This is a genomic window from Leptolyngbya sp. CCY15150, from assembly GCF_016888135.1.
Classification (GTDB): Bacteria; Cyanobacteriota; Cyanobacteriia; order RECH01; family RECH01; genus RECH01.
On sequence record NZ_JACSWB010000135.1, the window covers coordinates 1 to 21,722 of the forward strand.

19 protein-coding genes and 1 pseudogene are annotated in these 21,722 nt (G+C 50.4%); 9 read left to right on the plus strand and 11 right to left on the minus strand.

Annotated elements, in window-relative coordinates:
• The 6 genes and pseudogenes from JUJ53_RS03660 to JUJ53_RS25425 all read right to left on the minus strand — a co-directional run.
• Nucleotides 1–1,576: GAF domain-containing protein (locus tag JUJ53_RS03660; protein ID WP_204150625.1), on the minus strand; the 1,576-nt coding region annotated here is incomplete at its 3' end.
• A 536-nt stretch (nucleotides 1,577–2,112) separates the two neighbouring features.
• Nucleotides 2,113–2,985 (minus strand): chemotaxis protein CheW, encoded by an 873-nt coding sequence (locus tag JUJ53_RS03665; RefSeq protein ID WP_204150626.1) that lies wholly within the window; start codon nucleotides 2,983–2,985, stop codon nucleotides 2,113–2,115.
• Nucleotide 2,986: 1 nt separating this feature from the next.
• Complete coding sequence (locus JUJ53_RS03670) at nucleotides 2,987–3,352, minus strand: response regulator (RefSeq protein WP_204150627.1); 366 nt, start codon at nucleotides 3,350–3,352, stop codon at nucleotides 2,987–2,989.
• A gap of 178 nt (nucleotides 3,353–3,530) precedes the next feature.
• Nucleotides 3,531–4,763 carry a response regulator gene (locus JUJ53_RS03675; RefSeq protein WP_204150628.1) on the minus strand — a complete coding sequence of 411 codons (1,233 nt, stop codon included), beginning with the start codon at nucleotides 4,761–4,763 and terminating at the stop codon, nucleotides 3,531–3,533.
• 420 nt (nucleotides 4,764–5,183) lie between these two features.
• On the minus strand, nucleotides 5,184–5,531 hold the full coding sequence (locus JUJ53_RS03680) for a hypothetical protein (protein WP_204150629.1): 348 nt from the start codon (nucleotides 5,529–5,531) through the stop codon (nucleotides 5,184–5,186).
• A 32-nt stretch (nucleotides 5,532–5,563) separates the two neighbouring features.
• Nucleotides 5,564–5,789 (minus strand): annotated as a pseudogene (locus tag JUJ53_RS25425) (FAD-dependent oxidoreductase); the annotation flags it as partial.
• Between the two features lie 300 nt (nucleotides 5,790–6,089).
• Here JUJ53_RS25425 and JUJ53_RS03690 point away from each other — a divergent pair.
• The 9 genes from JUJ53_RS03690 to JUJ53_RS03730 all read left to right on the plus strand — a co-directional run bounded on the left by JUJ53_RS03690 (nucleotide 6,090) and on the right by JUJ53_RS03730 (nucleotide 15,456).
• The gene (locus tag JUJ53_RS03690) at nucleotides 6,090–7,061 is read left to right on the plus strand and encodes a GTP-binding protein (protein ID WP_204150631.1); all 972 of its coding nucleotides are present in this window, start codon (nucleotides 6,090–6,092) and stop codon (nucleotides 7,059–7,061) included.
• Nucleotides 7,062–7,255: 194 nt separating this feature from the next.
• Nucleotides 7,256–8,323 (plus strand): PD40 domain-containing protein, encoded by a 1,068-nt coding sequence (locus JUJ53_RS03695; protein WP_204150632.1) that lies wholly within the window; start codon nucleotides 7,256–7,258, stop codon nucleotides 8,321–8,323.
• A gap of 308 nt (nucleotides 8,324–8,631) precedes the next feature.
• Nucleotides 8,632–9,819, plus strand: coding sequence for a zinc ABC transporter substrate-binding protein (locus tag JUJ53_RS03700; protein WP_204150633.1), 1,188 nt, complete (start codon nucleotides 8,632–8,634; stop codon nucleotides 9,817–9,819).
• A 102-nt stretch (nucleotides 9,820–9,921) separates the two neighbouring features.
• Entirely contained in the window at nucleotides 9,922–10,689 is a 768-nt protein-coding gene (locus JUJ53_RS03705) for a metal ABC transporter ATP-binding protein (RefSeq protein ID WP_204150634.1), read from the plus strand.
• A 155-nt stretch (nucleotides 10,690–10,844) separates the two neighbouring features.
• Nucleotides 10,845–11,684: a metal ABC transporter permease gene (locus tag JUJ53_RS03710; protein ID WP_204150635.1), complete on the plus strand. Its 840-nt coding sequence runs from the start codon at nucleotides 10,845–10,847 to the stop codon at nucleotides 11,682–11,684.
• Nucleotides 11,685–11,708: 24 nt separating this feature from the next.
• Entirely contained in the window at nucleotides 11,709–12,863 is a 1,155-nt protein-coding gene (locus JUJ53_RS03715) for a GTP-binding protein (protein WP_204150636.1), read from the plus strand.
• 17 nt (nucleotides 12,864–12,880) lie between these two features.
• Nucleotides 12,881–13,645: a GTP-binding protein gene (locus tag JUJ53_RS03720; RefSeq protein WP_204150637.1), complete on the plus strand. Its 765-nt coding sequence runs from the start codon at nucleotides 12,881–12,883 to the stop codon at nucleotides 13,643–13,645.
• A gap of 29 nt (nucleotides 13,646–13,674) precedes the next feature.
• A complete protein-coding gene (locus JUJ53_RS03725) occupies nucleotides 13,675–14,487 on the plus strand; it encodes a metallophosphoesterase family protein (protein ID WP_204150638.1) in 813 nt (270 codons plus the stop codon).
• 216 nt (nucleotides 14,488–14,703) lie between these two features.
• Complete coding sequence (locus tag JUJ53_RS03730; protein ID WP_204150639.1) at nucleotides 14,704–15,456, plus strand: metallophosphatase; 753 nt, start codon at nucleotides 14,704–14,706, stop codon at nucleotides 15,454–15,456.
• Here the strand turns inward: JUJ53_RS03730 and JUJ53_RS03735 are convergent.
• The 5 genes from JUJ53_RS03735 to JUJ53_RS03755 all read right to left on the minus strand — a co-directional run bounded on the left by JUJ53_RS03735 (nucleotide 15,449) and on the right by JUJ53_RS03755 (nucleotide 21,556).
• A complete protein-coding gene (locus JUJ53_RS03735) occupies nucleotides 15,449–17,773 on the minus strand; it encodes an FdhF/YdeP family oxidoreductase (RefSeq protein ID WP_204150640.1) in 2,325 nt (774 codons plus the stop codon). The two genes, JUJ53_RS03730 and JUJ53_RS03735, sit on opposite strands and share 8 nt — an antisense overlap.
• 379 nt (nucleotides 17,774–18,152) lie before the next feature.
• On the minus strand, nucleotides 18,153–18,599 hold the full coding sequence (locus JUJ53_RS03740; RefSeq protein ID WP_204150641.1) for a hypothetical protein: 447 nt from the start codon (nucleotides 18,597–18,599) through the stop codon (nucleotides 18,153–18,155).
• A gap of 59 nt (nucleotides 18,600–18,658) precedes the next feature.
• Entirely contained in the window at nucleotides 18,659–19,231 is a 573-nt protein-coding gene (locus tag JUJ53_RS03745; protein WP_204150642.1) for a hypothetical protein, read from the minus strand.
• Nucleotides 19,232–19,661: 430 nt separating this feature from the next.
• Nucleotides 19,662–20,690 (minus strand): sulfate ABC transporter ATP-binding protein, encoded by a 1,029-nt coding sequence (gene cysA / locus JUJ53_RS03750; RefSeq protein WP_204150643.1) that lies wholly within the window; start codon nucleotides 20,688–20,690, stop codon nucleotides 19,662–19,664.
• Nucleotides 20,691–20,752: 62 nt separating this feature from the next.
• Nucleotides 20,753–21,556, minus strand: coding sequence for a Crp/Fnr family transcriptional regulator (locus JUJ53_RS03755; RefSeq protein ID WP_204150644.1), 804 nt, complete (start codon nucleotides 21,554–21,556; stop codon nucleotides 20,753–20,755).
• Nucleotides 21,557–21,722 lie beyond the last annotated feature (166 nt).

Consider the following 21,722-nt stretch of genomic DNA (forward strand, 5'->3'; position numbering starts at 1 on the left):
CAACAAGGGGAACCCAGCCACTGGCAACAGATTCAGATACAAACTCACCGCTCCAGTCAGGTGTAAATCGGTAAACCCCAACGCGATCGCAATTCAGGAGTTGACGTAGTTCTTGAACCGCTAACCGGAACATGACGGATTCATCTTTAGCTTGGAGAATCCGAGGCACGAGTTTAGCGATCGCCTGTTCACGCTTCACCGCCTGAGTTAAGCGAGTGGTTTGTGTCGATTGCTGCAGAGCGACATTCAACTGTGTACCCACTTGGGTTAGCATAGCTACTTCAGCATCGGACCATTGCCGCGATCCACTGCATTGATAAGCCGCCATCAATCCCCAAAGCTTGTGATTATCATAGATAGCAACCATCACATAGGCTTTGGCCTGGTAGCGCTCCAGGATTTGGATATAGCATTGGGAAAAGTCTGAGGTATAGATATCATTGCAGACTCGATACACTTCACCTTGACTAAATCGCCCTCCATTTGTCTCTCGCAGGTACGTATCAACGATCCGAGGATTTTGCTGAACTAAATCTTTGACGCTGCATTCACTGATATTAGCTCGCAAAACAGGATTGTCAAACTGCTCTTGCATCAGGTTTGTCCAGCCTGACCCAACCGACTCTGCAATAAACTCCCCACTCCAATCCTGATTAAATCGATAAACAGCTACGCGATCGCACTTGATATACCTGCGAACCTCCTCGGTTGCAGTTCGAAAGACCTGATCAGCAGTAGCTGCTTGATAAATCTGGTTAACAATTAAGGTGAGAATGTGATTCTGCTCTGCCCACTGTTTTTGTTTGAATTTAAAAGAATGGATTTGCAGATTAGGTATAATCTCTGCCACCATCCGAGTTAAATAATAAATATCTGTTTCTTGCCAATGGCGTAGATTACTACATTGGTGAGCAGCCAGTAGCCCCCAAGGTGTTCCACCCAGTATAATTGGTACGACTACCATAGACTGTATCTGAAATTTATCGATCAGTTGTTTTTGGTAGGGTGTTGTGATGCTGCGGGATACATGATCAAACACAACCATCTGTTGTCGTTGATAATCGATGGCTTGACCCAAGCCAAAACACAGGGCTGGCAACGATTCTGACAGCATTGGCGTCCAACCAGCATCCAAGGCTTCTGCCACAACCCTGCCGCGATCGCTGCCCTCAAACCGATAGATGAGCGATCGCTCTGTACCTAAAAACTGCTGCACAGAGGCAACAACAGCTTGGAGTAAGGAATCTAGCTCTTGGGTACGGTGTAAGTGATGAGCAACCTGCTGAATTGACTGGCGAGCTTGGCTAAACTGTTTCTGTACAACATCTGACAAATGTCCTTTGACGCCTTGCTGCACGCCCTGCACCAGGGCCGATAGGCGATCAATGTCTTTAAGGACATCTGGTTTTTTAAGGGATCCAACGGTTTCCAACTCTGCTTTGATTTGAGTTAGAGCGACCTGGGCCTGTTCAGTTTCCTGGCTAAGTTCTTGTTCCACCGCCGCGATCGCATCCGTGATCCGTTGCTCTTGCTGATGACGGCTATCTAAGAAGGCAGTATTAAGCTCTGCTGGCATTTCATTAGGTTCGGTAGCATCTGCGCTACTCGTGATAAAATCTGCAAACAGGTCATGATCTGACGTATTAGACCCATGGAGCATCTTGGGATCTTGGTGACTACCAACTTGAAAACTTGTCATTGACTCTAAATCTCCGTAAGTAGTGGTGACGGTAAAAGCTATACAACAGTAAGCTCAATAACCTAGGATAGAAGTTAGGTATCTCCATGCCTATAGACATCGAGCTGCTGCTTAATGGATCAGAAGCTGATGCGAGAATGCTTGTATCAAGCTGCTCTGTCCCAGTTGATGAGTTGGGGTAAGACGCTAGTGCAATTCATACTCATGAGACCCGATCGATAATCAATTGCTCGATACCCAAATGAATGTAGTAGCCATAAGATCGATCAGTTTCAGCTCAAGAATTGATTGCTTTTTCCTAATTTCGATTAAGGCTATTCATGCTGTTTAGAAGCTACAGGATCTTTGAATTCCAATGCTTTACTCTTGAGGAAAGAATGAAGGATGGTGGGCTGGCGTTTGACGTGAGGCTATCAGCGGAGATGCACCTGAAAAATGGGATCCTGCATCACGGCCTTAGTCTTCAAAACGGGTAACCCTAGGGACTGAAGATATCCAGATAGATAGGGCAAAGACTGTTCTGGAAATAAAGCTTGAGTAGCGATCTCTAAGGTATGAACAGGATGGGTTTGAATGCCAACGACGTCCGTCATCACAAAGCCAAGGGTGGTGTCTTGATCAGTGAGAGCGATCGCTGTGAGGGCATTGTCCTGAGGATGAGTGGTGATGGAATCTATCAGTCCAATCTGCGCACTCAAATCGACTATCCACAACATTTCACTGCGATAGTTATAAACCCCCAGAACACAATGGGGCATATTGGGCACGGGCAGGATTTCAGGGAGGGTTAGCTGAAAGACAGATTGGATGTCTTCTAGAGCAATCAGAATCCTGTCCTGTGGGCTAAGTTGACATTCTAAAAATCGTGACTCACGGAGGGCGGCTGGGGGCTGGCTCGTACTGGATGGGCGATCGCTCCCTTGTGTTAGCCAATCCATCAGAGAAACCACACTGTAGCCTGATTCTGGCGTAGCTGCCAATTGGAATTCGCGTCGCCATGCCGGGAGATGGCTGCCCTGCTGCCGTCCATAGAGGCGAACAGCCTGGACTGGCTCAATCTTTAGATCTCTTAAAATCGGATAAATATCTGAGACTACTGTATCAGCATTGGGCACTGATATAGCTTCTACAAGCAGTCCTAAACATCCATCTTTCCAGCCGACTTTAATCCAGATTCCTTGGGGATTCATCTGTTGATTAAGGAGCGTGGCGATCGCCTCTGGATCTCCCTTTTGGGCCTGTTGAGATAGATCCCAGACTTGGGATGGGATTGATGATGTAGCCATATTATCTCCCCATCAATCGTTGAATTTCCTTAACTAAGTCTTGTTGGTTAACGGGCTTAGGGATATAGGCATCGGCTCCCAACATATTTCCCCAAAGCTTATCGGCATCTGTATCCTTGGTTGAACACATGATGACTGGAATAGAATCAGTGCCAGGACTAGTTTTTAGCTCGCGGCAAAGCTCAAAGCCACTTTGTCCTGGCAAGATCACATCCAGCACAATTAAGTCTGGATGCTGACGCACCAAATGTGTTTGAGCTTCTTCGCTGCTGCGGGCTAGGACAACGGTGAGCCCAGCTTGCTGAAGGTATTGCATTAATATTTCGGACTCAGTGACGCTATCTTCTACAAGTAGAACCGTTGACATATAGTGCCTCGTTTTGATGTGTGAACCAGATTGCCGCCCATAGCCATGTCTTAACAAACCTTGTCTATGCGATCGCACCCCTTTGCTCCTACCGATGGCATTGCCCTTGAGCCATGGTTATCCTTTAATCTTCGGATAGTTAATCGGATAGGTTCGTTGATCGATGATCCTAAAGCTTCTATTGCAGCATCAATAGTGCTTGGCCCGATGCACCACCTGAATCTAAGTGCTGAGTGCTGAGTGCATCAGGCCGTTGCTTTGGGTAGTAGCGCCGAGTTACCTCTAAAACCTTGTGAGGATTCACTGGTTTTGATAAGAAATCTGAGGCCCCAACCATCTTAGCTCGTACTCGATCAACCAAACCATCATTGCCGGTTAAAATGACCACTGGTGTATCTTTAAAGATGGAAATTCGTCGAATTTGGGAACAAATTTCGTATCCACTAGCGATCGGCATCACCAGATCCAAGAAGATGAGATCGGGCTTTTCTTCTAATAGGCTTGGAATAGCTTGGAGCGGATCCTGTACACTCACGCATTGATAACCCGATTGCTTTAGAATAGTTTCAAGCTGTCGGCAAATAGCAGGACTATCGTCAATGCATAGCACCTTGGGTGAACGATTAGCCTTCTGCTCTGCCAAAACGTCTCTCAACTGTTGTGGCAGTAAATCCGGAACTAATCGTAAATTTAAGAGCCCTTTACGAAAATAAGGTGTGAGCGACTGGGTCAACTTGAGAGCAGGCTGTTTCACGGTCACGGCTAGGTCAGCCAAGGTCGCCTTCCCATCGATGAGCGTTGACAACATGCTATAGGCCTTAGACGATACCCGTTTTTGTAGTTCCTCACGGTTATTAATGTAGGGGGCTAGGTGAGGCGAATATCTTGCCAGCTCTGCATTACACCAGCTTTGCCACTGTTGATAGGCCTTCGTCAATAACTGACGCGGGTTGAGAATGGTGATCGGTTCTCCCATAGCCTTGAGAAGGTCAGATTGATCTGCGATCGCTTCGAAGGAATCGCCCTCTTGCAAGATATCGAAGAGCACCTCACAAATGAGATGTTCGACAATGGCGATCGCTTGATTGCGATGCAGCCGCTGTTGCCGAACCAGACCCATCATCACGGCATATTCCATGAAGGGAGAATCAACAGTTCCTGAGAACTGAATCGTGTCTGGATCAAGCTGGGGAGCAAAGAGCAGAATCGCCCGTCGCCATCGACGAAATCGATGAACATGACTGCTGACCCAAACAAGCCGCCCCAATAAAAAGTAAAGATTCCAGGAATAGGTTGCACCCGACCGTCCAACAGTTAAGCTGCTGGAGTGAACGACTAGTTCACCGGTAAAATGCTGGTCACTGTTAAGCTGAAATTGTTGCGTTAACTGACCAATTGACAAATGTCTCAAGACTGAAAAACTCCATCTGAGGTAATGTTTTTAACGTAAACATTAGATGGTAGACGACCTCAGAACACCATAGGTAACCTTGACGTTGTATCCATGCACAATCAACCCTCAGTCTAGGTCTAATACTCTAGGCTCAGAATCAAGTTAAGGATATTAAAAAGACTGTTGAATAGCGGAATCAAATGAATGGTGTAGCGCCCTACACAGCTCGGTGAGGAGGACAGGCTATTGCTTTCCTCAACTGAATCGCCTCTTCCGCTAACAGCCTTGAGCTGTGAACCATAGTCAGAGATTGTGGTAGTGAACTCTATCTAGATTATTCAGCGATACCCCTGCAGATTGACTGAATAACCCGATGATTTACTAGCAGATGCAGATTGTTTTGTAGTAGACGCAACTAAATTTGATTCTCCTATGTAATCATACTTCAAGAATTGGCGACTTGCCACTGTCTAAACTCCGTAAAATCACTGATTTTTTTCGGCTGCGATTAAACAGTAGCCTTGGTGAGGGCCGGCACGATGCGATCGCTGGCCATTTTTGCTCCGTAAAAATGGCGGGCAACCGGGTCAAGCTTGGGTTAACGGTCTGTAGGTCTAACAAGAGAGACCATTGCCGCACGTCCAGGTGATGCCCCGTCGCCAGCCAAATCCGATCCCTTGGCAGGTGGGCTAGGCAGCCATGCTCCGGAGTGCGATCGCAGGTCACCTGCCAAGCAGCTCTCGTCCATTGGGGTGGCTGCACCTGGAACTGTTCATAAAACTGCACCGATCCTTATATCGCTCTGCCGCCAAACTCCCCAGGGTATGGTGATCGGGGTCAGGATGATGGACAGCGGGCGATCGCAAATGGGGGAATTTCAAAAGCGGCAAATTGGTGATGCCATTGCTGCATCTACTGTCCAGCACTATCCAAGACTACGATCCGGCGGCGCAGGGGGGCCTTTTTTTGCCGCACGTGGGTGATCAAGGTGAGCGCCTGGGGGCCGGCACCCAGGATGGCAATATCAAGGTCTCTGGGAGCGATCGCTTGCCTAGACTAGGGTTACCTGTTGCCCAAGGGGCCAATTCCTGCGCAGGGGTAGTAGTATGCATACAGATCTCGTTGATCGTCGATGAAGTCATGGCATGGGCTGGCGATGGCTGGCCGAGCTAGTTCACCCCGATCGATGGATGAATCGGCCTATGAGTTAGCCTAGGAATCAGCCATGCACTGACAGGTGACCTCGGTACATCACCCAGCCATTGCCGTTCAATTGATCTAAAATGATAATCATTGTCAGTCTACTACACATTTCATTACTGCACATCCGATAAAGGCGTCCCTATGGTCACGACTGCGATGACAACTCCAACTCCCGTTACCGTGCTCACGGGTTATTTAGGGGCAGGCAAAACCACCCTGCTCAACCGCATCCTCACCTATGAACATGGCAAAAAGGTAGCGGTGATTGTCAATGAATTTGGTGAGGTGGGTATCGATCACCAGCTTGTGGTGGATGCGGATGAAGAAATTTTCGAGATGAACAACGGCTGCATTTGCTGCACCGTGCGGGGTGATTTGATTCGTATCATTGGCAACTTGATGAAACGGCGCGATCGCTTTGATCACCTCGTGATTGAAACCACAGGTCTTGCTGATCCGGCCCCAGTCATCCAAACCTTTTTTGTGGATGAAGACGTGCAGGCCCAGTCGCAGTTAGATGCCGTCGTGACGGTGGTGGATGCCCAGCATATCTGGCAACATTGGGACGCGGAGGAAGCGGTAGAACAAATTGCCTTTGCTGATGTCATCTTACTCAACAAGGTTGACCTAGTTACCCCTGAACAATTGGATGACCTAGAGCGCCGGATTCGGGAGATGAATGCGATCGCTAAGATCCACCGCACCCGTGATGCCCAGATCGACATGGACGATATTTTAGGTATCTCTGCCTTCGACCTTAACAATGCACTACAGATCGATCCTGAATTTCTCAGCGAAACGGCCCATGAGCACGATGAAACCGTAGCTTCCATCGCCATTGTGGAACCAGGTGCCCTGCATGGCGATCGCCTCAATGCTTGGATGGGAGAGCTGTTGCGTAATCATGGCCCCGATATTTTCCGCATGAAGGGCATTCTCAATATTGACGGAGAAGACTGTCGCTTTGTTTTTCAGGGCATTCATATGTTATTTGACGGCCGTCAAGATCGTCCTTGGCGACCCGATGAGACCCGCAAGAATGAGCTGGTGTTTATTGGCCGTAATTTAGAATCTCTGAATTTACTAGAGCGTTTTCGAGAATGCTTAGTCTAACGTAACCGTTCTTATCTTAGAAAAGGCGTTGCTGAATCGCAAGATGATGTGTGCTAAGGAACCGTGAGCGAGATGCTCATACTCGCAGTTCGTTTACGATCCAGGTAGGGTGAGTATCTTGCTCCCATTCCGGTTGCATATCTCTATTCAGCAACGCCAAAGCTGCATATCGTGATCACTGAGTTTTCTGTCCCATGCCCACCACCCACCCCTTGCTTAAATTCCACTGGCAAACTACCTTACCCGAATATGTGACGGCGATCGCTTGGTCGCCCGATGGTCAAACCCTAGGCGTCGGTACTGCCGCCGGTGATGTAGTCCTGTATGCGATCGCTTCTGGAAGTGCCACCGTCCTGCAAGCCCAGAGCGATCGCTCCATTGATACCCTAGCCTTTTCTGCCGACGGCCAGTTTTTAGCCACCGGCGGGCAAGATGGATCTGCCCAGATCTGGTCATGCCTAACGGAATCACCCCAGTTAATTCAGGCGTTACGGGAAGATCGGGTTTGGGTCGATCGCTTAGCCTGGCATCCTACAGATCCAGAGCTAGCCATCAGCTTTGGGCGATCGGTGCAGGTTTGGAATGTAGCGACCCAAACTCAGGTTGCCACCCTAGATTTTGAAGCATCCTCAGTCCTGGATCTAGCCTGGCATCCCCAGGGAGAACATCTCTCAGTGGCAGGACATCGCGCGATTAAGACATGGAAACGCCAAGCCTGGGATGCCTCTCCAGAAGAACGGGAAACCAGCGCCGCTATCGAAGCGATCGCTTGGTCGTCCGACGGTCGTTACCTAGCGGCGGGCAACCACGATCGCACCCTATTAGTATGGGAAATGGGAAACCCAGCTCCGTGGCAGATGCAAGGTTTTCCGGGTAAGGTACGTCAACTGGCCTGGCCCAGTGATGCTAAATCGAATAAGCTACCTCTCCTAGCCAGCATCAGTGCAGAAGAGGTGATTATTTGGCAAAAAGAAGCTGACCCCAATGCCGGCTGGGCGGCCCAACCGCTATCCGTCCACATGAGTCGAGTGGTGGCGATCGCCTTCCAGCCAGGCTCACGACTGCTAGCCTCAGCCGCCGATGATGGAACCGTCTGTCTGTGTAAGTCTGCCCACACGCTAATCCAGCGCCTCCAGGGAGCCCCCGGCGGCTTTGCCTGTCTGGCTTGGCATCCCCAAGGGCAGTACCTAGCGGCAGGTGGTCAGCAGGGCGAACTGATCACTTGGGCGATCGCCCCTCGTGGTCGTGGTTTTGGCACATAAGGTTGAGCGAAGCACCGGGGATAAGAGCCAACGCCTGATGCCAAATCCGCTTAAAAAGCTATTAGACAAGGGTCACGATTCATGGAAAGATGCGGTAGGATGTCCTAGAATGATAACCATTCTCATTCTGCCCTGTCTTCGTTCACCGTCTTTTGGTGATTCAAGTCCCCATGTCTACCCAATCTCTACCTAAGCCACCGTTAGAGTCTGTCCTTGCCCATGGCAAAGATGTTGCAGACCTCTTGCGCCCATGAGACTAGGCCAATGCCTAGCCAAGCTTTGATGTGACGTTATTGTAGGAGTTCATAATGCTTCAAAATCAGGGATTATTGCGCCGGGTCTCGTTTGCGATCGCCTCCACGGTGGTGATTGGATTGGGAAGTTGTGCGTCTGAGCCAACGGGCGTGACGGATGAGGAGCTAACCCAGGGTGAGGCCATCGAACAGGCCGATGATCTTGATCTGCAGGTGATCACCACATTTGTCCCCATCACCCAGTTCACCAAGGCTGTGGCGGGCGATCGCGCTGAGGTGATTCAACTGCTGCCGGCCAATGTTGGCCCCCATGATTACCAAGCTAAGCCATCGGATGTGCAGGCGATCGCCGATGCCGACGTGTTGGTGAAGAACGGCCTGGAGATGGAGTTTTTCCTCGATGACCTCATCGCTAATGCTGGTAATGCCGATCTTGTGTTGATTGACACCAGTGAGGGTGTTGCTGTTCTCTCCAACGAGGATGTGGAAGGTCACGGTGATGAGCACAGCGATGACCACGGTGATGAGCACGGCCACGATCACGGTGATGAGCACGGGGATGAGCATGCAGCAGAAAGTGGCGATAGCCATGCTGGTCACGTCCACCATGGGGAGTATAACCCTCACATCTGGCTCGATCCCAAGCGGGTGATTCAACAGGTGGAAACCATTCGCGATGGTCTGATTGCGGTTGATCCAGAGGGCGAAACCGACTACAGGGCCAACGCTGCCGCCTACATTGAGCAGCTTCAGGCTCTGGATGCAGAATTTACGGAACGCCTTGCGCCTTACGCGGGGCAAACCTTTGTGGCGTTTCATGACTTTGCCCCCTACTTTGCCGAGAGCTATGGCCTCGAAGCCGAGTTTTTGGTGGACGTGCCGGACGTCAATCCTTCCCCCGAAGACGTGCGGCGGGTGATTGAAACGGTGGAGGCTTCTAGTCTAAAAACCCTATTGACCGAACCCCAAGCTGGAGACGAAGCGTTTGCCTCCTTGTCCAGCGATTTGAACGTGAAGGTCAGCGCCTTTGACCCGATGGAAACCGGGGATGCAACAGCTACGGAGCCAGAAGCCTATTTCACGATTATGCGTCAGAATGTTGATGTCCTAGAAGCGGCCTTTAGCACCTCGGTTCAGTCGTGGCTCTCCCCTGGGATGCCCCAACCCTTGGCGATGATCCTACCGCCTACCTGGGCAACTCGGCCATTCGCCACTGTTGTGCAACCCGTTGGAGTGAGATAATAGAGCGATCGCCTTCCATGACGTGGGATCGTGATGCCCCATGGGCGATCGCCGTATGTCTCGGCAAGACTAGAGCAGTCGTTTGACTCAGTGAGGTACAGATTGAGTGAGAGCATCTTGACCGTTGAACAGTTAACGGTCTATCGAGAACAGCACATGGCCGTGCAGGATGTGTCGTTTACCATCCAAGCCGGAACGGATACGGCTTTGGTGGGCCCCAATGGAGCTGGGAAAAGCACCTTGGTTCAAGCCATTTTGGGAATTTTGCCTAGACAGAAGGGAACGATCCAGATTCTGGGTCAGCCCTTAAGCCGTAAGGGTTACCTGCCTCCTAGCCTCCGTGAGCAGATTGCCTACTTGCCGCAGAACTTTTTGTTTGATCGCCGGGTGCCGATTACCGTCGAGGAGCTGATTGGTATCGGCTGGGATCGGCTAGGGTTTCAGCTTCCTTGGGCCGGAGGGCGATCGCGCCACCATGCCATTCGTCAGGCTCTATCCCAGGTCGATGCTCTCCATCTGCGCCGACACCTGATCGGCAGCCTGTCGGGGGGAGAAACCAAGCGCGTCCTGCTAGCCTATTGTCTCGTGCGGCCTCGCCAATTGCTGATTCTTGATGAAGCCTCGGCGGGGATGGATGTGCGCAGTGAGGGAGAGTTTTATCGCTTGCTCTACCAACTGAAGGACGAGCAGGGCTGGACGATCATTCAAGTGTCTCATGATCTAGATATGGTGCGTCGGCATTGCGATCGCGTCCTCTGTATCAACCGCACGCTGCTTTGTGAAGGCAGTCCCGATCATGCCCTCTCGCCCGACAACCTAGCCGCCGCCTACGGTTCCGAGTTCATTCGCTACCACCATCACCATTCATGAGTCTGCATCAGGTCTGCGTTCATCAAGAACCGATCCTGCAGAACGATACAATGAACCCACCTGCAGCCGGTCTGATCCCGATCTGGAAGCGATCGCCCCTTGCTCACTCTCTAAATCTCCTGTCTCCTGTCTCCTAAGTCCTATCTCCTGCCGCCATGTCTATCCCACCTGATTTAATCCGCGTCGTTGAGCTTTTCCAGTTTCCGTTTATGCAGCGGGCCCTGATCGGTGGCGTGTTGACAGGACTCATGGGTGGACTCTTGGGCAGCTTTACCATTTTGCGGCAGCTCTCCTTTTTTAGTGATGCCCTCGGCCATTCGGCACTGTTGGGCATTAGTTTTGGCCTACTGCTAGGGCTCAATCCCTCCGCCGTGTTGCTCCCCTTTGCGGTTCTATTTGCCCTCGGCGTCACCTATTTGCTAGAGCGTACCCGCCTTTGGACAGATGCGTTGCTGAATATTATCTACTCAGCATCCTTAGCGATCGCCATCATCACCCTCAGCTTTATTGGCCAGTATAAAGGTGGGATTAATAACTTATTGTTCGGTGATATTTTAGCCGTCCGATCCGCTGACATTGGTCTGGGGATTGGGCTCTTAGTGATGTGCGCGCTGTTTATTGGCTTAACTCTACGCACCCAGATGTTGATCACTCTGCACGAACCCATGGCGATCGCTCGCGGCGTCTCGGTATCGTTTCACCGCAGTGCTTTTATTGTGCTGCTGTCCTTGGTCGTCGGCATTTCCATTAAAGCCATTGGCGTTTTGTTGGTCAGCGCCTTTATTGTCATTCCAGCCTGCACATCCCGACTTATCTGTCGAAATTTTGTCACCTACGTGGTCTTCTCAGCCTTATTAGGAGCCCTCAGTGCCATCGTCGGTATTTTCCTCTCGGCATTATTTGACCTACCCTCTGGCCCGATCATTGTTGTAACCCAGCTTGCGATTTTCATAGGAGCGATCGCCCTTCCCCGGATAACCAAATTAGCCTACTAAACCAGCTCATCGGCAAGATTTATCATGACCCCATCCACACCATCTCCTACCATTCCGAAGCGCGGTCTTCCGGTCACCGTGATCACCGGCTTTTTAGGCAGCGGTAAAACCACGTTGCTGAATACGATCTTAAACAACTGCCACGATCTCAAAGTTGCTGTACTGGTCAATGAATTTGGGGATATTGACATTGATAGCCAACTGCTCGTCTCCGTCGATCAGGATATGGTGCAGTTGAGCAATGGCTGCATCTGCTGCACCATCAACGATGGTCTGGTTGAGGCTGTCTATAATGTGCTAGAGCGAACCGATCGGATTGATTATCTGGTGATTGAAACCACTGGCATTGCTGAGCCACTGCCGATTATGTTGACCTTTTTAGGGACAGAGCTGCGAGATATGACTCGCCTAGACTCCGTGATTACCCTAGTGGACGCCTCAGAGTTCACCCCTAGCCACTTTGAGAGTGAGGCGGCCCTCAAGCAGATTATCTATGGCGATATTATTTTACTCAATAAAACAGATTTAGTCTCGGCTGACCAAGTAGAGGCTCTAGAACAGCACATCCACGACATCAAAGATGGCGCTCGCATTATTCAATGCCGCCACGGAGAGGTTCCCCTACCGCTGCTGTTAGACGTAGGCTTTCACGATCCAACCACCTACAATGAGCTGATTTCCTTGGATGAACCGGCTCCGGCTCACCTCCATGATCACGATCATCATCACAGCTCCCATCATCATCACGATGACCATCATGATCATCACCGTGATCCTCACGCTCATCACGACCATAATCACGATCATGACCATCACGGCCATGATTATCATGACCATGACGATCCTCGCCACTCCCATCACCTCGAAAACGATGGCTTTGTGTCGGTGTCCTTCAAGAGCGATCGCCCCTTCTCCCTGCGCAAATTTGAGGACTTCTTGAACCGTTTGCCCATCGACATTTTTCGGGCCAAGGGTCTGCTGTGGTTTGCCGAAAGCCAGCATAAACATATTTTTCAGCTCAGCGGTAAGCGCTGTACCCTAGACGTAGAGCCTTGGAATTCCTCGCCCTACGCGAACCAACTGGTGTTTATTGGACGGCAGCTGGATGCAGAGCAGTTGCGCCAAGAGCTGATGGATTGTCAAGCCTCTGATATGATCACGCCTATCCTGCTCCGTTAATCATCTCCATAATTCCCATGTCTTCCTCCCCTATGATTGCAGTTGCTGGCCCGTCGGGCAGCGGAAAAACAGCTTGGATGAGTCAGTTTTTTGCCGATCAATCCCGGCCCCTATTTTATTTTTGTCCAGGTCTAGGAACCATTTCGGTAGACCTGGCCCGGGTTGCCTATCAGTTTCCCTGGGTGCAGGTGATTCCCGATGACCAAGTTGTCCAAGCATTTAGCAACCTACCCGAAGATGCCCAAGTCTTTGTGGAGCTTGGCTTTCACCTTGATCTAACCTCATCCTTTCTGGCATCTCTACCTTGCCATCGCGTCGCCATCCTGCCCATAGCTTTCACCGATTCGGAGTGGCACGGCTGGGCAGATGAGGTGATTCCTGGCAATGAGATAGCGATCGCTGATCATCCCGATCTACCAGCAATTTGGCGATCGCCCCTCACGGGTCAGGTGTTTGATCCACCCAGTTTAGATACGGTATGGAACGAGATCATCGGTGGAGCCTATGGCCAGGTGCAGCGGGCCAAGGGAATTTTTGAAATGCCGGATGGACGCGCCTTTCATATCGATTTTGTGAACGGTTTGCCGGGCAGTGAATATACAGAACTGATGATTCCTCGCTGGTTGGATGGACGTCCCGATCGCTTCAGTGGCATTGAGGTGATTGGATGGACTGTAGATCAAGAGGCGATCGCCCAGGCGATTGTTGATGCTTGTTTACCGGATGAAGCGATCGCCCAATATCAGCAACAGGTGCGCCAACTCGTCGAGGCAACAGCCTAATTTTTCGGTCGAACCATGAGGAGAACACGATGAAACTTGCCGTTATATCCTGTATTCACGGGAATTATGAAGCACTCAATGCTGTCCTATCCGATATTGATGATCAGCAAGCCGACCAAATCTACTGTCTTGGCGATCTGGTGGGCTATGGGCCCCATCCCAATGCCGTTGTAGAAATGATTCGCTCCCTAGATATCCCCACCTGTCAAGGCTGTTGGGATGAAGATATTGTGGAAGGGCTGAATGCCTGCGAATGTAGCTATCCTTCCCAACTGGCCGAAAAACGCGGACGCCTAGCCCATGAATGGACGAATCAAACTATTCATCCTGAAGTACGCGACTATCTGGCAAAGCTGCCCATGAGTTTACAACGAGATAACCTTTGTTTTGTTCATGGCAGTCCCAATAGCCAGCATGAATATCTGCTGCCGAGTATGGATAACTTTGCTGCCCTAGAGCGGGTGTTTGCCACCGGAGCCGATACCCTATTTTGTGGTCACACTCATGTCCCCTACGTGCGCCGACTGGAGCAAGGTCATCTCTCTGTGCGGGTTCATCAACCCAATCATCCAGACACCACTCACCAGTTCACAACGCCGGTGAAACAGATTATTAATGCTGGTTCTGTAGGAGAGCCCCGCCATGGTCGCCCTAACGCAACCTATGTTATTTATGACACCGATACAGCCCAAGTTGCCTTACGGGAAGTTCCCTATGACTACCAGCGCACCTGTGCTGCTATTATCGAACAAGGACTACCGCCGATCTTTGCTTGGCGTTTAGCTCAGGGGCTAGAATTTGCAGAACGAGCTGATGATCCAGGACATGTCTGTCAACGATAAGCAGAAAACCTAGTGATCTGTTTCCTCTTCTCGGCGTTGCTGAATACAAGTATGAATTCCTAAATCCGCCCTCACCCTAGCCCTCTCCCCAGGGAGAGGGAATAAGAATTCTAGCTCCCTTCTCCCTAGGGAGAAGGGTTGGGGATGAGGGCAGATCATCTATCGATTCAGCAATGCCCCTCTTCTCCAATCTACAACACTACCCGAGAGCGACCTATGACAGGACAATGGGCAATTTTAAGCGGCATTGAAGGTAATTTAGCGGCCTATGAGGCTGTGCTAGCCGATCTACGGTGGTCAACGGTGGATTCTCTTTATATTCTCGGGGATGTAGTCGGTTTGCAGGGCGAGAATGAAGCTGTGGTGCAGCGGCTGCGATCGCCCCGTGACCATGAACTATCCCCCCAAGTTTGCACTGGCTGGTGGGAAGAACAGTGCTTTAATCTCCACGGTATGGGTCTACAGATGGACGTGCCGGAACTCCTGACAGCCTACGGTGCAGACGCGGTGAACACCTTATGGGAGTCCCTCAGTCGCGATGCAGTGCAATGGCTGCGATCGCTAGATTTTGGTTTCCATGAACTGGATTGTTTGTTGATTCACGGCAGCACTGTGAGCTACAGTGATGAACTTACCCCAGAAACCCCTGCTATTCAACTATGCGATCGCTTAATCCGTGCAGATGCAGACCATCTGTTTTGTGGGCGATCGGGTCAAGCTTTTGAATGCTGGATCGAAGACGGCACCCTCCAATCTAGCGTAACGACCTTAGATGAACCCGCCACCGTTCACCAACAAACCATGCAGCCTCGCCGGGTGGTCGGTGTCGGCAGTGTGGGGCGTCGTCCTAATCAAGCCACCTATGTCCTCTACAGTCCCACATCCAACCAAGTGGAATTTAGAACCGTCTCCTACGGAGCTGGACAAGGTTTTCAAACCTCGCGCTCCCGTTCAGGGCATCTTAGGTAAGATGTACCGGTGCCTCAGATGGCTTAGCCGCATAGACCAAGACTGGTACCCGTTTGTAGGCGGGAATGCCGGACTTGGGATCGGTGGTTGCCGTAAATAATACATTGGCTTCTGGATAAAACATGAAGGCAGCCCCCGAGCGTACGGCTCCAAAGATAATTTCGATGTTCTCTAATTGACCTGCATCTCCCTGAACCGTAACCCGTTGATGCTCCTGCCATCCCGCCTGCTGCACATCGGCAGGATTCATCAAGATACAGTGGCGGTGGGGCATCCCTCGATAGCGATCGCCCTCTTTGTATACAACCGTATTATGCTGGGAATAGCTGCGGCCGGTCATCAAGGCGACGACCCGGCCATCCGTCTGTGCTGGTGCGGCAAAGCTTTGGGCGTCGGGTAAATTCAGTTGGGGCAACTCCGTCACAAACATCGATGCTTTACCGGAGGGTGTGGCAAATTTAGGCTCATCAAAGATACGGCCGCCGATAGTAAACTCAGTTTTCGTTTCATCGATCGTGGCGATCGCTTCATAGCCAGGAATAGTCTGGGCAATCAGTTGACGAATATAGCGGGTGTCTTGCAACTGCCGCCAGTTGACGGGATGGTCGCCATGGAGCCGATGGGCCAGTTCGCTGAGAAAGTCCACTTCGGCAATCAGGTCAGCACCTTTGAGATGAGTTTTACCTGGATCGTTGAGCCGCACAAAGTTGTTACCAGATTCGGTCGTTGTGCGATGGGGATTTTCAAAGCGGTTAAACACCGGGATAATCAGAGTATGGGTGCGTCCTAGACCGTGAAAATGCCCGAGGTTCGGCTTCGTGGATAGATAAATAACCGTGTCAATTTTACCGAGCGCTGATTTAGCTTGCTTGAGATCAGGATTTGCCGCATAGACATTACCACCCAAACAGAGTAACGTATCGACCTGACCCGCATCCGCTGCATCCATTAAGTCTCGGGCCCGATAGCCTGGTGTACGGTTGAGCGATCGCCCTAGTAAAGTTTCCAATGCCGTTTGAATATCTTGCCGCAGATTGGCCGTCACCCCCATGGAGCCAAAGCCTTGCACATTAGAATGTCCGCGAATAGGCATGGTGCCTGCACCTGGCTTACCTGCATTCCCCGTCAGCAGCGCCGTATTCGCGATCGCATGGACATTGTCCACCCCATTTTTCTGCTGAGTGATGCCCATCGCCCAGGCAAAGACCACCCGCTCCGAAGCACCAATCATCAGCGCGGCCTGCTCTAGCTCCAGTTGAGACACACCGCAGGTAGCTGTAATCGCATCCCAGGAAAGCGATCGCGCTTGGTCTACCACCGCCTCCCATCCTTCGGTGTGGCGTTGAAGATAGTCGCGGTCAATTAAATTGCGCTCAATCAAGGCCTTTTGGATACCCAGCAGCAGCGCCGTATCGCTCCCAGGAATTGGCTGGAGGTAGAGAGACGAAATGTCAGAACCCGACAAGAGCTGGCGAGGGAAAGCCGGCGATGCAAACTTCACCAAACCTACCTCAATCACCGGATTAATCACAATCACCCGACCGCCGCGATCGCGTAGATGAATTAGTTCATTCATCAGTCGAGGATGGTTAGCTGGTGCATTCGACCCCAGCAACACCACGCAATCCGCCTGTTTCAGTCCCTCCAGGCTGACCATAGACGTACCCGAACCAAAAACTTGCTTAAGGCCCACCGTTGAAGGCACGTGACAGAGATCAGAGCAGTCTGCCAAATGGTTAGATCCCAGAGCCCGCATCATCAATTGCAGTAAAAATGCTGCCTCATTCGACGATCGCCCAGAACTATAGGACGCCACGCGCTCCGGTGGTCGTTGAAAAGCAGCCACGGTCAGTTGGTAGATTTCCTCCCATGAGATACGTTCATAGTGAGACTGTCCTGCCCGCAGGATCACCGGAAAACTGAGACGACCCAAGCGATCGGCTTGCAAAGAGGTTAACTGCTGGAGTTCAACGACAGAATGGCGATCGAAAAAATGGGACGCTACCGGCGGCTGTAGTTCCGCTGAAATCGCCTCTACGCTTTTCATGCAGCGCTGCAGTGGTTCTTCTATCTCGTTGGTAAAACCACCCTTTTGTCCGCCGGTGCCCCAAGCGCAGGACAGACAGGCACTCTTATGGGTCAGCGCTCGCCATAGATCGGGCCCTTCCAGAGATAGGGTATGCTCCGCCCAATATTGCAGCACCGGCAACCCACCCCCCACCTCAGGCGCGTTGCTGTAGTAGCCCGTTTGGTCAACAGACGGTGCATTCGGCTGTGAATCCTGCTCTGGCTGGTTGGATGTTGCGTTGGTGTCCATATGGCTCCTCGTCTATCACCATTCCCCTATCATCTATCATGCCATCAAAAGGCGATCGCACCTAGGGTGTCCACAAAACCCCCAACATAATCTACGTAGATAGTTCCCAAACCATTTTGGCGGGAATGCCCATAGTATTCAACTAAAATGCAATAACCGTCGTTATCCAGCGATAGATAAAGATCTACGAGTAAACCACTTATCCCACTGCTAGCTCACCCTTCCCAAATATTGGAGACTTATCAAACCTCAATACGACAGCTATTGCTCTCCTTCATCGTCATGATGCTGATACCCAAGCCTGTTACATGCTAACTGTTTAGGTTCATCTTGATTACGAGGGGCAGGTACACCTGGCTGCTGATATATCAGTAAGAGATCATTGAGCATATTCAATAATTGCATCACCAACAATCTGCAGTAACTCCCAATCATAAAGTGCACCTGGATCTGGAGATGGCCCCCAGTTAGAAAACTGGGTGCTTCGTCCTGCCCCTACTTCAGAAAACGCTCTAATTGAATCACGGTTTGTGCCGTCCATTTCAAAGTAAGTGAATCTCATTACTGCGCACTGCGAGTATTGCACAATACCGGCTAGCGTAGTCCCTTGCAACCTCCAAGCACTGACCAAAGTATATCCAGCCGGACAACCTGCTGCACTCTGTTCCCGAAAAATAACGGGATCAGATTCACTATATCTACGATTACGGGCATACTCTGCTAGCTCTGACACTGTCATCGCCTGAACTGGTGCTAAATTCACAGCAATAGCACCAATACTGAGGGCAGCAACCAGTAACATACTTCGAACTAATTTTGTAACCATGACTATTTCCTTCAATTGGGCTATAGATTAAGATATTGGAAAAATATTACTAGCGAATCTTACGTTCCCGGACGGAACTCGATGGTGCTGGGAAAGCTACCCGTGGGGCCAGTGGGAGAGGTGCAAGATAGCACCCAATCGTGCAGCATCTGGGTCGTACATTGCGTCCCTTGCAAAAAAGCTGCGGTGCCTGTCGCCGACTCAACAACAAACTGATTGGAGCCAGTCGAACGAAATTGTAGACTAGCTGTCAGTGCTCCACGTTCAAGCCCACATCCCAATCCACCGCATCGGGCTAGGCTGCCAAATGGGTCAATATCGATGGTTTTATAGACATCGATTTGATAAGGTCTTGGACTATCAACGTAGACATAGCTGGTATGAAATTCAGCAGAATCACTGTTGCGGATTAGGCGAAGGGAGTAAAATCCTGAACTTAGCCACGAGACATGGCTTTGGGCGATGAGGGATTCATCCTGGGCAGCGTCAGAAGCAGGTACTGGAGCAACCTCAGAGGTTGGGGCCGTCATTACCGCTTTACCAGAGTCTGCCACTACCTGGGGAGACTGGACGGCGGAGCAAGCAACGATGGGAAGAAATGCTAGGGCAAGGCTGATATATCGTGAAGTCATCGTATCGCATCACACAAAACTCTTTACCTAAGGTGCCCGATCCTATCGAGAATGCACATCCGTACTTTACATAAGTTTTTTTATTTGACCAAAAAATTAAATTGGATGGCGAACGGAATCAAGGTAATGAAGACATACCAGCAGATTTATGTTAGGGTGAGGCGGGTTGGAGCAGGATAATGCGATTTCCGTCTTTGCTGCAGGGAATAATGAGTAATGGAGGACGGCGATCGCCCTTCAGTATGCTCATGACAGTTTATTGCTCTTTTTTCAGCAGCCCCAAGTCTAGGATAAACAACACATGTGGGAGCGATCGCCCTAGATCAGACCCTCCCAGAGATAGGATCTGATCTACTCAATAGCAGTACCGGCAACCCACTCCCTTCTGCTGGCATATCGTTGTAAGTTACCAGCACCACAGCTTAGGTCGTTAAACAACCTTTGCAACAGAGTGATTTCTAGGAAAGTGGTGAACACTGCGACTTTGGACATAGACGGTTTGTGATGCTTGCAGAGCTAGTCCATTAGATTGATCGCGAGTTAAATGTGCAACGCAGGTATGTCCATCCACTAATTGTAGATCTACTTGAATCCACCATCCTAGATGGGTTACCCGAGTAATCGTCGCAGGGATAGTATTCATCTCAGGGGTAGAGAAGATCTCGATATCATGGGGACGCAAGAAGAGTTGGCTATCGGATGGGCTATGAATTGTTTGCTTAGCTAATTGAGAGGTACTGGGCAGAACATTGACAGGGCCAATAAAACTCATAACGAATGATGTGGCAGGATTGTCATAGATAGCAGCCGGAGCCCCTGTTTGTTCCACCCGTCCCTGATTCATCACCACAATATCATCAGCAATTTCCATCGCTTCTTCCTGGTCATGGGTGACAAAAACTGTAGTGACATGCACATCATCATGGAGTCGCCGCAGCCAAGTGCGTAGATCTTTTCGCACTTTGGCATCTAGGGCCCCAAAGGGTTCATCTAGTAATAAAACCTTGGGTTCCACAGCAAGGGCCCGCGCTAGGGCGACCCGCTGCCGCTGACCGCCAGACAGTTGAGATGGATAGCGATCGCCCAAGCCACTCAGTTGTACTAATTCAAGGAGTTCTTCAACCCGATTACGAATCCGTGTTTTAGGCCAGCGGCTAATTTCTAGACCAAAGGCAATATTCTTACGGATGGTTAAATGCTTAAACAAGGCATAGTGCTGAAATACAAATCCAACTTGTCGATCTTGAATACTTTGATGCGTTGCATCTCGCCCAGTTAGCCAGATACGTCCTTCATCCAGACTTTCTAGACCAGCAATTAGGCGTAGTAAGGTAGACTTTCCAGAACCCGATGGCCCAAGAAGGGCCACTAGTGATCCGGTTTTTACCTCTACATTAATATCCTGAACAGCCTGAAAGTCGCCGAAGCGTTTGGATGCATGTTCTACTTTAATTCCCACAGGTTTACCTCAACGTCAGTCTAATGTACACATCAAGACAAGATCTGGGGAACTGGCAAACGTCAACGCAGCGGCCACCACGACACCTTATCGCGAGTCGAACCATAGACTTCTTTCAGACCTTCAGGATCAATCACATGCACCCAATCTCCGCCCTCGGATGATTTGTCAGATGACTTATCTATCTTGATCAACTTAGCCTGTCCCATGCCTTTGAGAACTTGCTCCACCGTGCGATGGTTGAGCTGGCTAGCACGGGCGATGATGTCAATAGGAAGATCAAAAAGATAGGTGCCATCTGAACCAGGCTGGTTGCCAAGCGATCGCTCTTGATAGATCAGAGCGCGTAATAGGGCGGCAACCGCTTGGGGTGGATAGGTGCTGCAATTGAGCAGATGGTACTGAAACTTTTCTCGCAGTTCAAACAACAGCCCATAGCGATCGCGAGCCTCTTGGCTGGTATCAAGTAAGTGCTGAATGGTCTGAACTGGAATTTTGGCTACATCTGTGGTCTTATAGGCTTCCACTAAACTCGGAAAGGCCCGACAGACCTGACCATAGCCAATATCTAGGTTTCTCATACCAAAGCAACCGCCAGGGTAGGTGAGAGATACCACGCGATCTAAGGGTGCGCTGCGGGTGATCACAGGCCCACCATCAAGAACAACGTAGAGATACTCTAACGAACTGCCTGGGCGAAAGGCAGTATAAATGGGTCGGTTTGAAAACAACTTTTCTCGAATGACCTGCTCTGGGGAAAGACAGGCCATTACTAGGGAAGGATCAAGACCTTTAAACAAAAAGTTGCCTTGCGTCAGCCAACTCAGAGGATCTGAGGGCGTAGATCGCTTGGCGCGCTTCGTCATGCCAGTTCTCCTGAAACAAAACCTAACCTATTTTGTCATGGGGCGCAAGTGCTTCCTAAAAAGAATTTGAATAGAACTTGAATCAAGCTCAAAAGAAAATTAAATGAATTTCAAAACATTTCAAAAACTTTTCTGCTATAGTTCTACTCAGCTTGAACATCAGGTG

Excerpts from the sequence above, each read along its gene's own strand:
- JUJ53_RS03720 (WP_204150637.1), top strand. The coding sequence starts at position 12,881 with ATGTCTTCCTCCCCTATGATTGCAGTTGCTGGCCCGTCGGGCAGCGGA.
- JUJ53_RS03690 (WP_204150631.1), top strand. The coding sequence starts at position 6,090 with ATGGTCACGACTGCGATGACAACTCCAACTCCCGTTACCGTGCTCACG.
- JUJ53_RS03670 (WP_204150627.1), bottom strand. The coding sequence starts at position 3,352 with ATGTCAACGGTTCTACTTGTAGAAGATAGCGTCACTGAGTCCGAAATA.
- JUJ53_RS03700 (WP_204150633.1), top strand. The coding sequence starts at position 8,632 with ATGCTTCAAAATCAGGGATTATTGCGCCGGGTCTCGTTTGCGATCGCC.
- JUJ53_RS03665 (WP_204150626.1), bottom strand. The coding sequence starts at position 2,985 with ATGGCTACATCATCAATCCCATCCCAAGTCTGGGATCTATCTCAACAG.
- JUJ53_RS03755 (WP_204150644.1), bottom strand. The coding sequence starts at position 21,556 with ATGACGAAGCGCGCCAAGCGATCTACGCCCTCAGATCCTCTGAGTTGG.
- JUJ53_RS03725 (WP_204150638.1), top strand. The coding sequence starts at position 13,675 with ATGAAACTTGCCGTTATATCCTGTATTCACGGGAATTATGAAGCACTC.
- JUJ53_RS03740 (WP_204150641.1), bottom strand. The coding sequence starts at position 18,599 with ATGGTTACAAAATTAGTTCGAAGTATGTTACTGGTTGCTGCCCTCAGT.
- JUJ53_RS03695 (WP_204150632.1), top strand. The coding sequence starts at position 7,256 with ATGCCCACCACCCACCCCTTGCTTAAATTCCACTGGCAAACTACCTTA.
- JUJ53_RS03715 (WP_204150636.1), top strand. The coding sequence starts at position 11,709 with ATGACCCCATCCACACCATCTCCTACCATTCCGAAGCGCGGTCTTCCG.
- JUJ53_RS03735 (WP_204150640.1), bottom strand. The coding sequence starts at position 17,773 with ATGGACACCAACGCAACATCCAACCAGCCAGAGCAGGATTCACAGCCG.
- JUJ53_RS03710 (WP_204150635.1), top strand. The coding sequence starts at position 10,845 with ATGTCTATCCCACCTGATTTAATCCGCGTCGTTGAGCTTTTCCAGTTT.
- JUJ53_RS03745 (WP_204150642.1), bottom strand. The coding sequence starts at position 19,231 with ATGACTTCACGATATATCAGCCTTGCCCTAGCATTTCTTCCCATCGTT.
- JUJ53_RS03730 (WP_204150639.1), top strand. The coding sequence starts at position 14,704 with ATGACAGGACAATGGGCAATTTTAAGCGGCATTGAAGGTAATTTAGCG.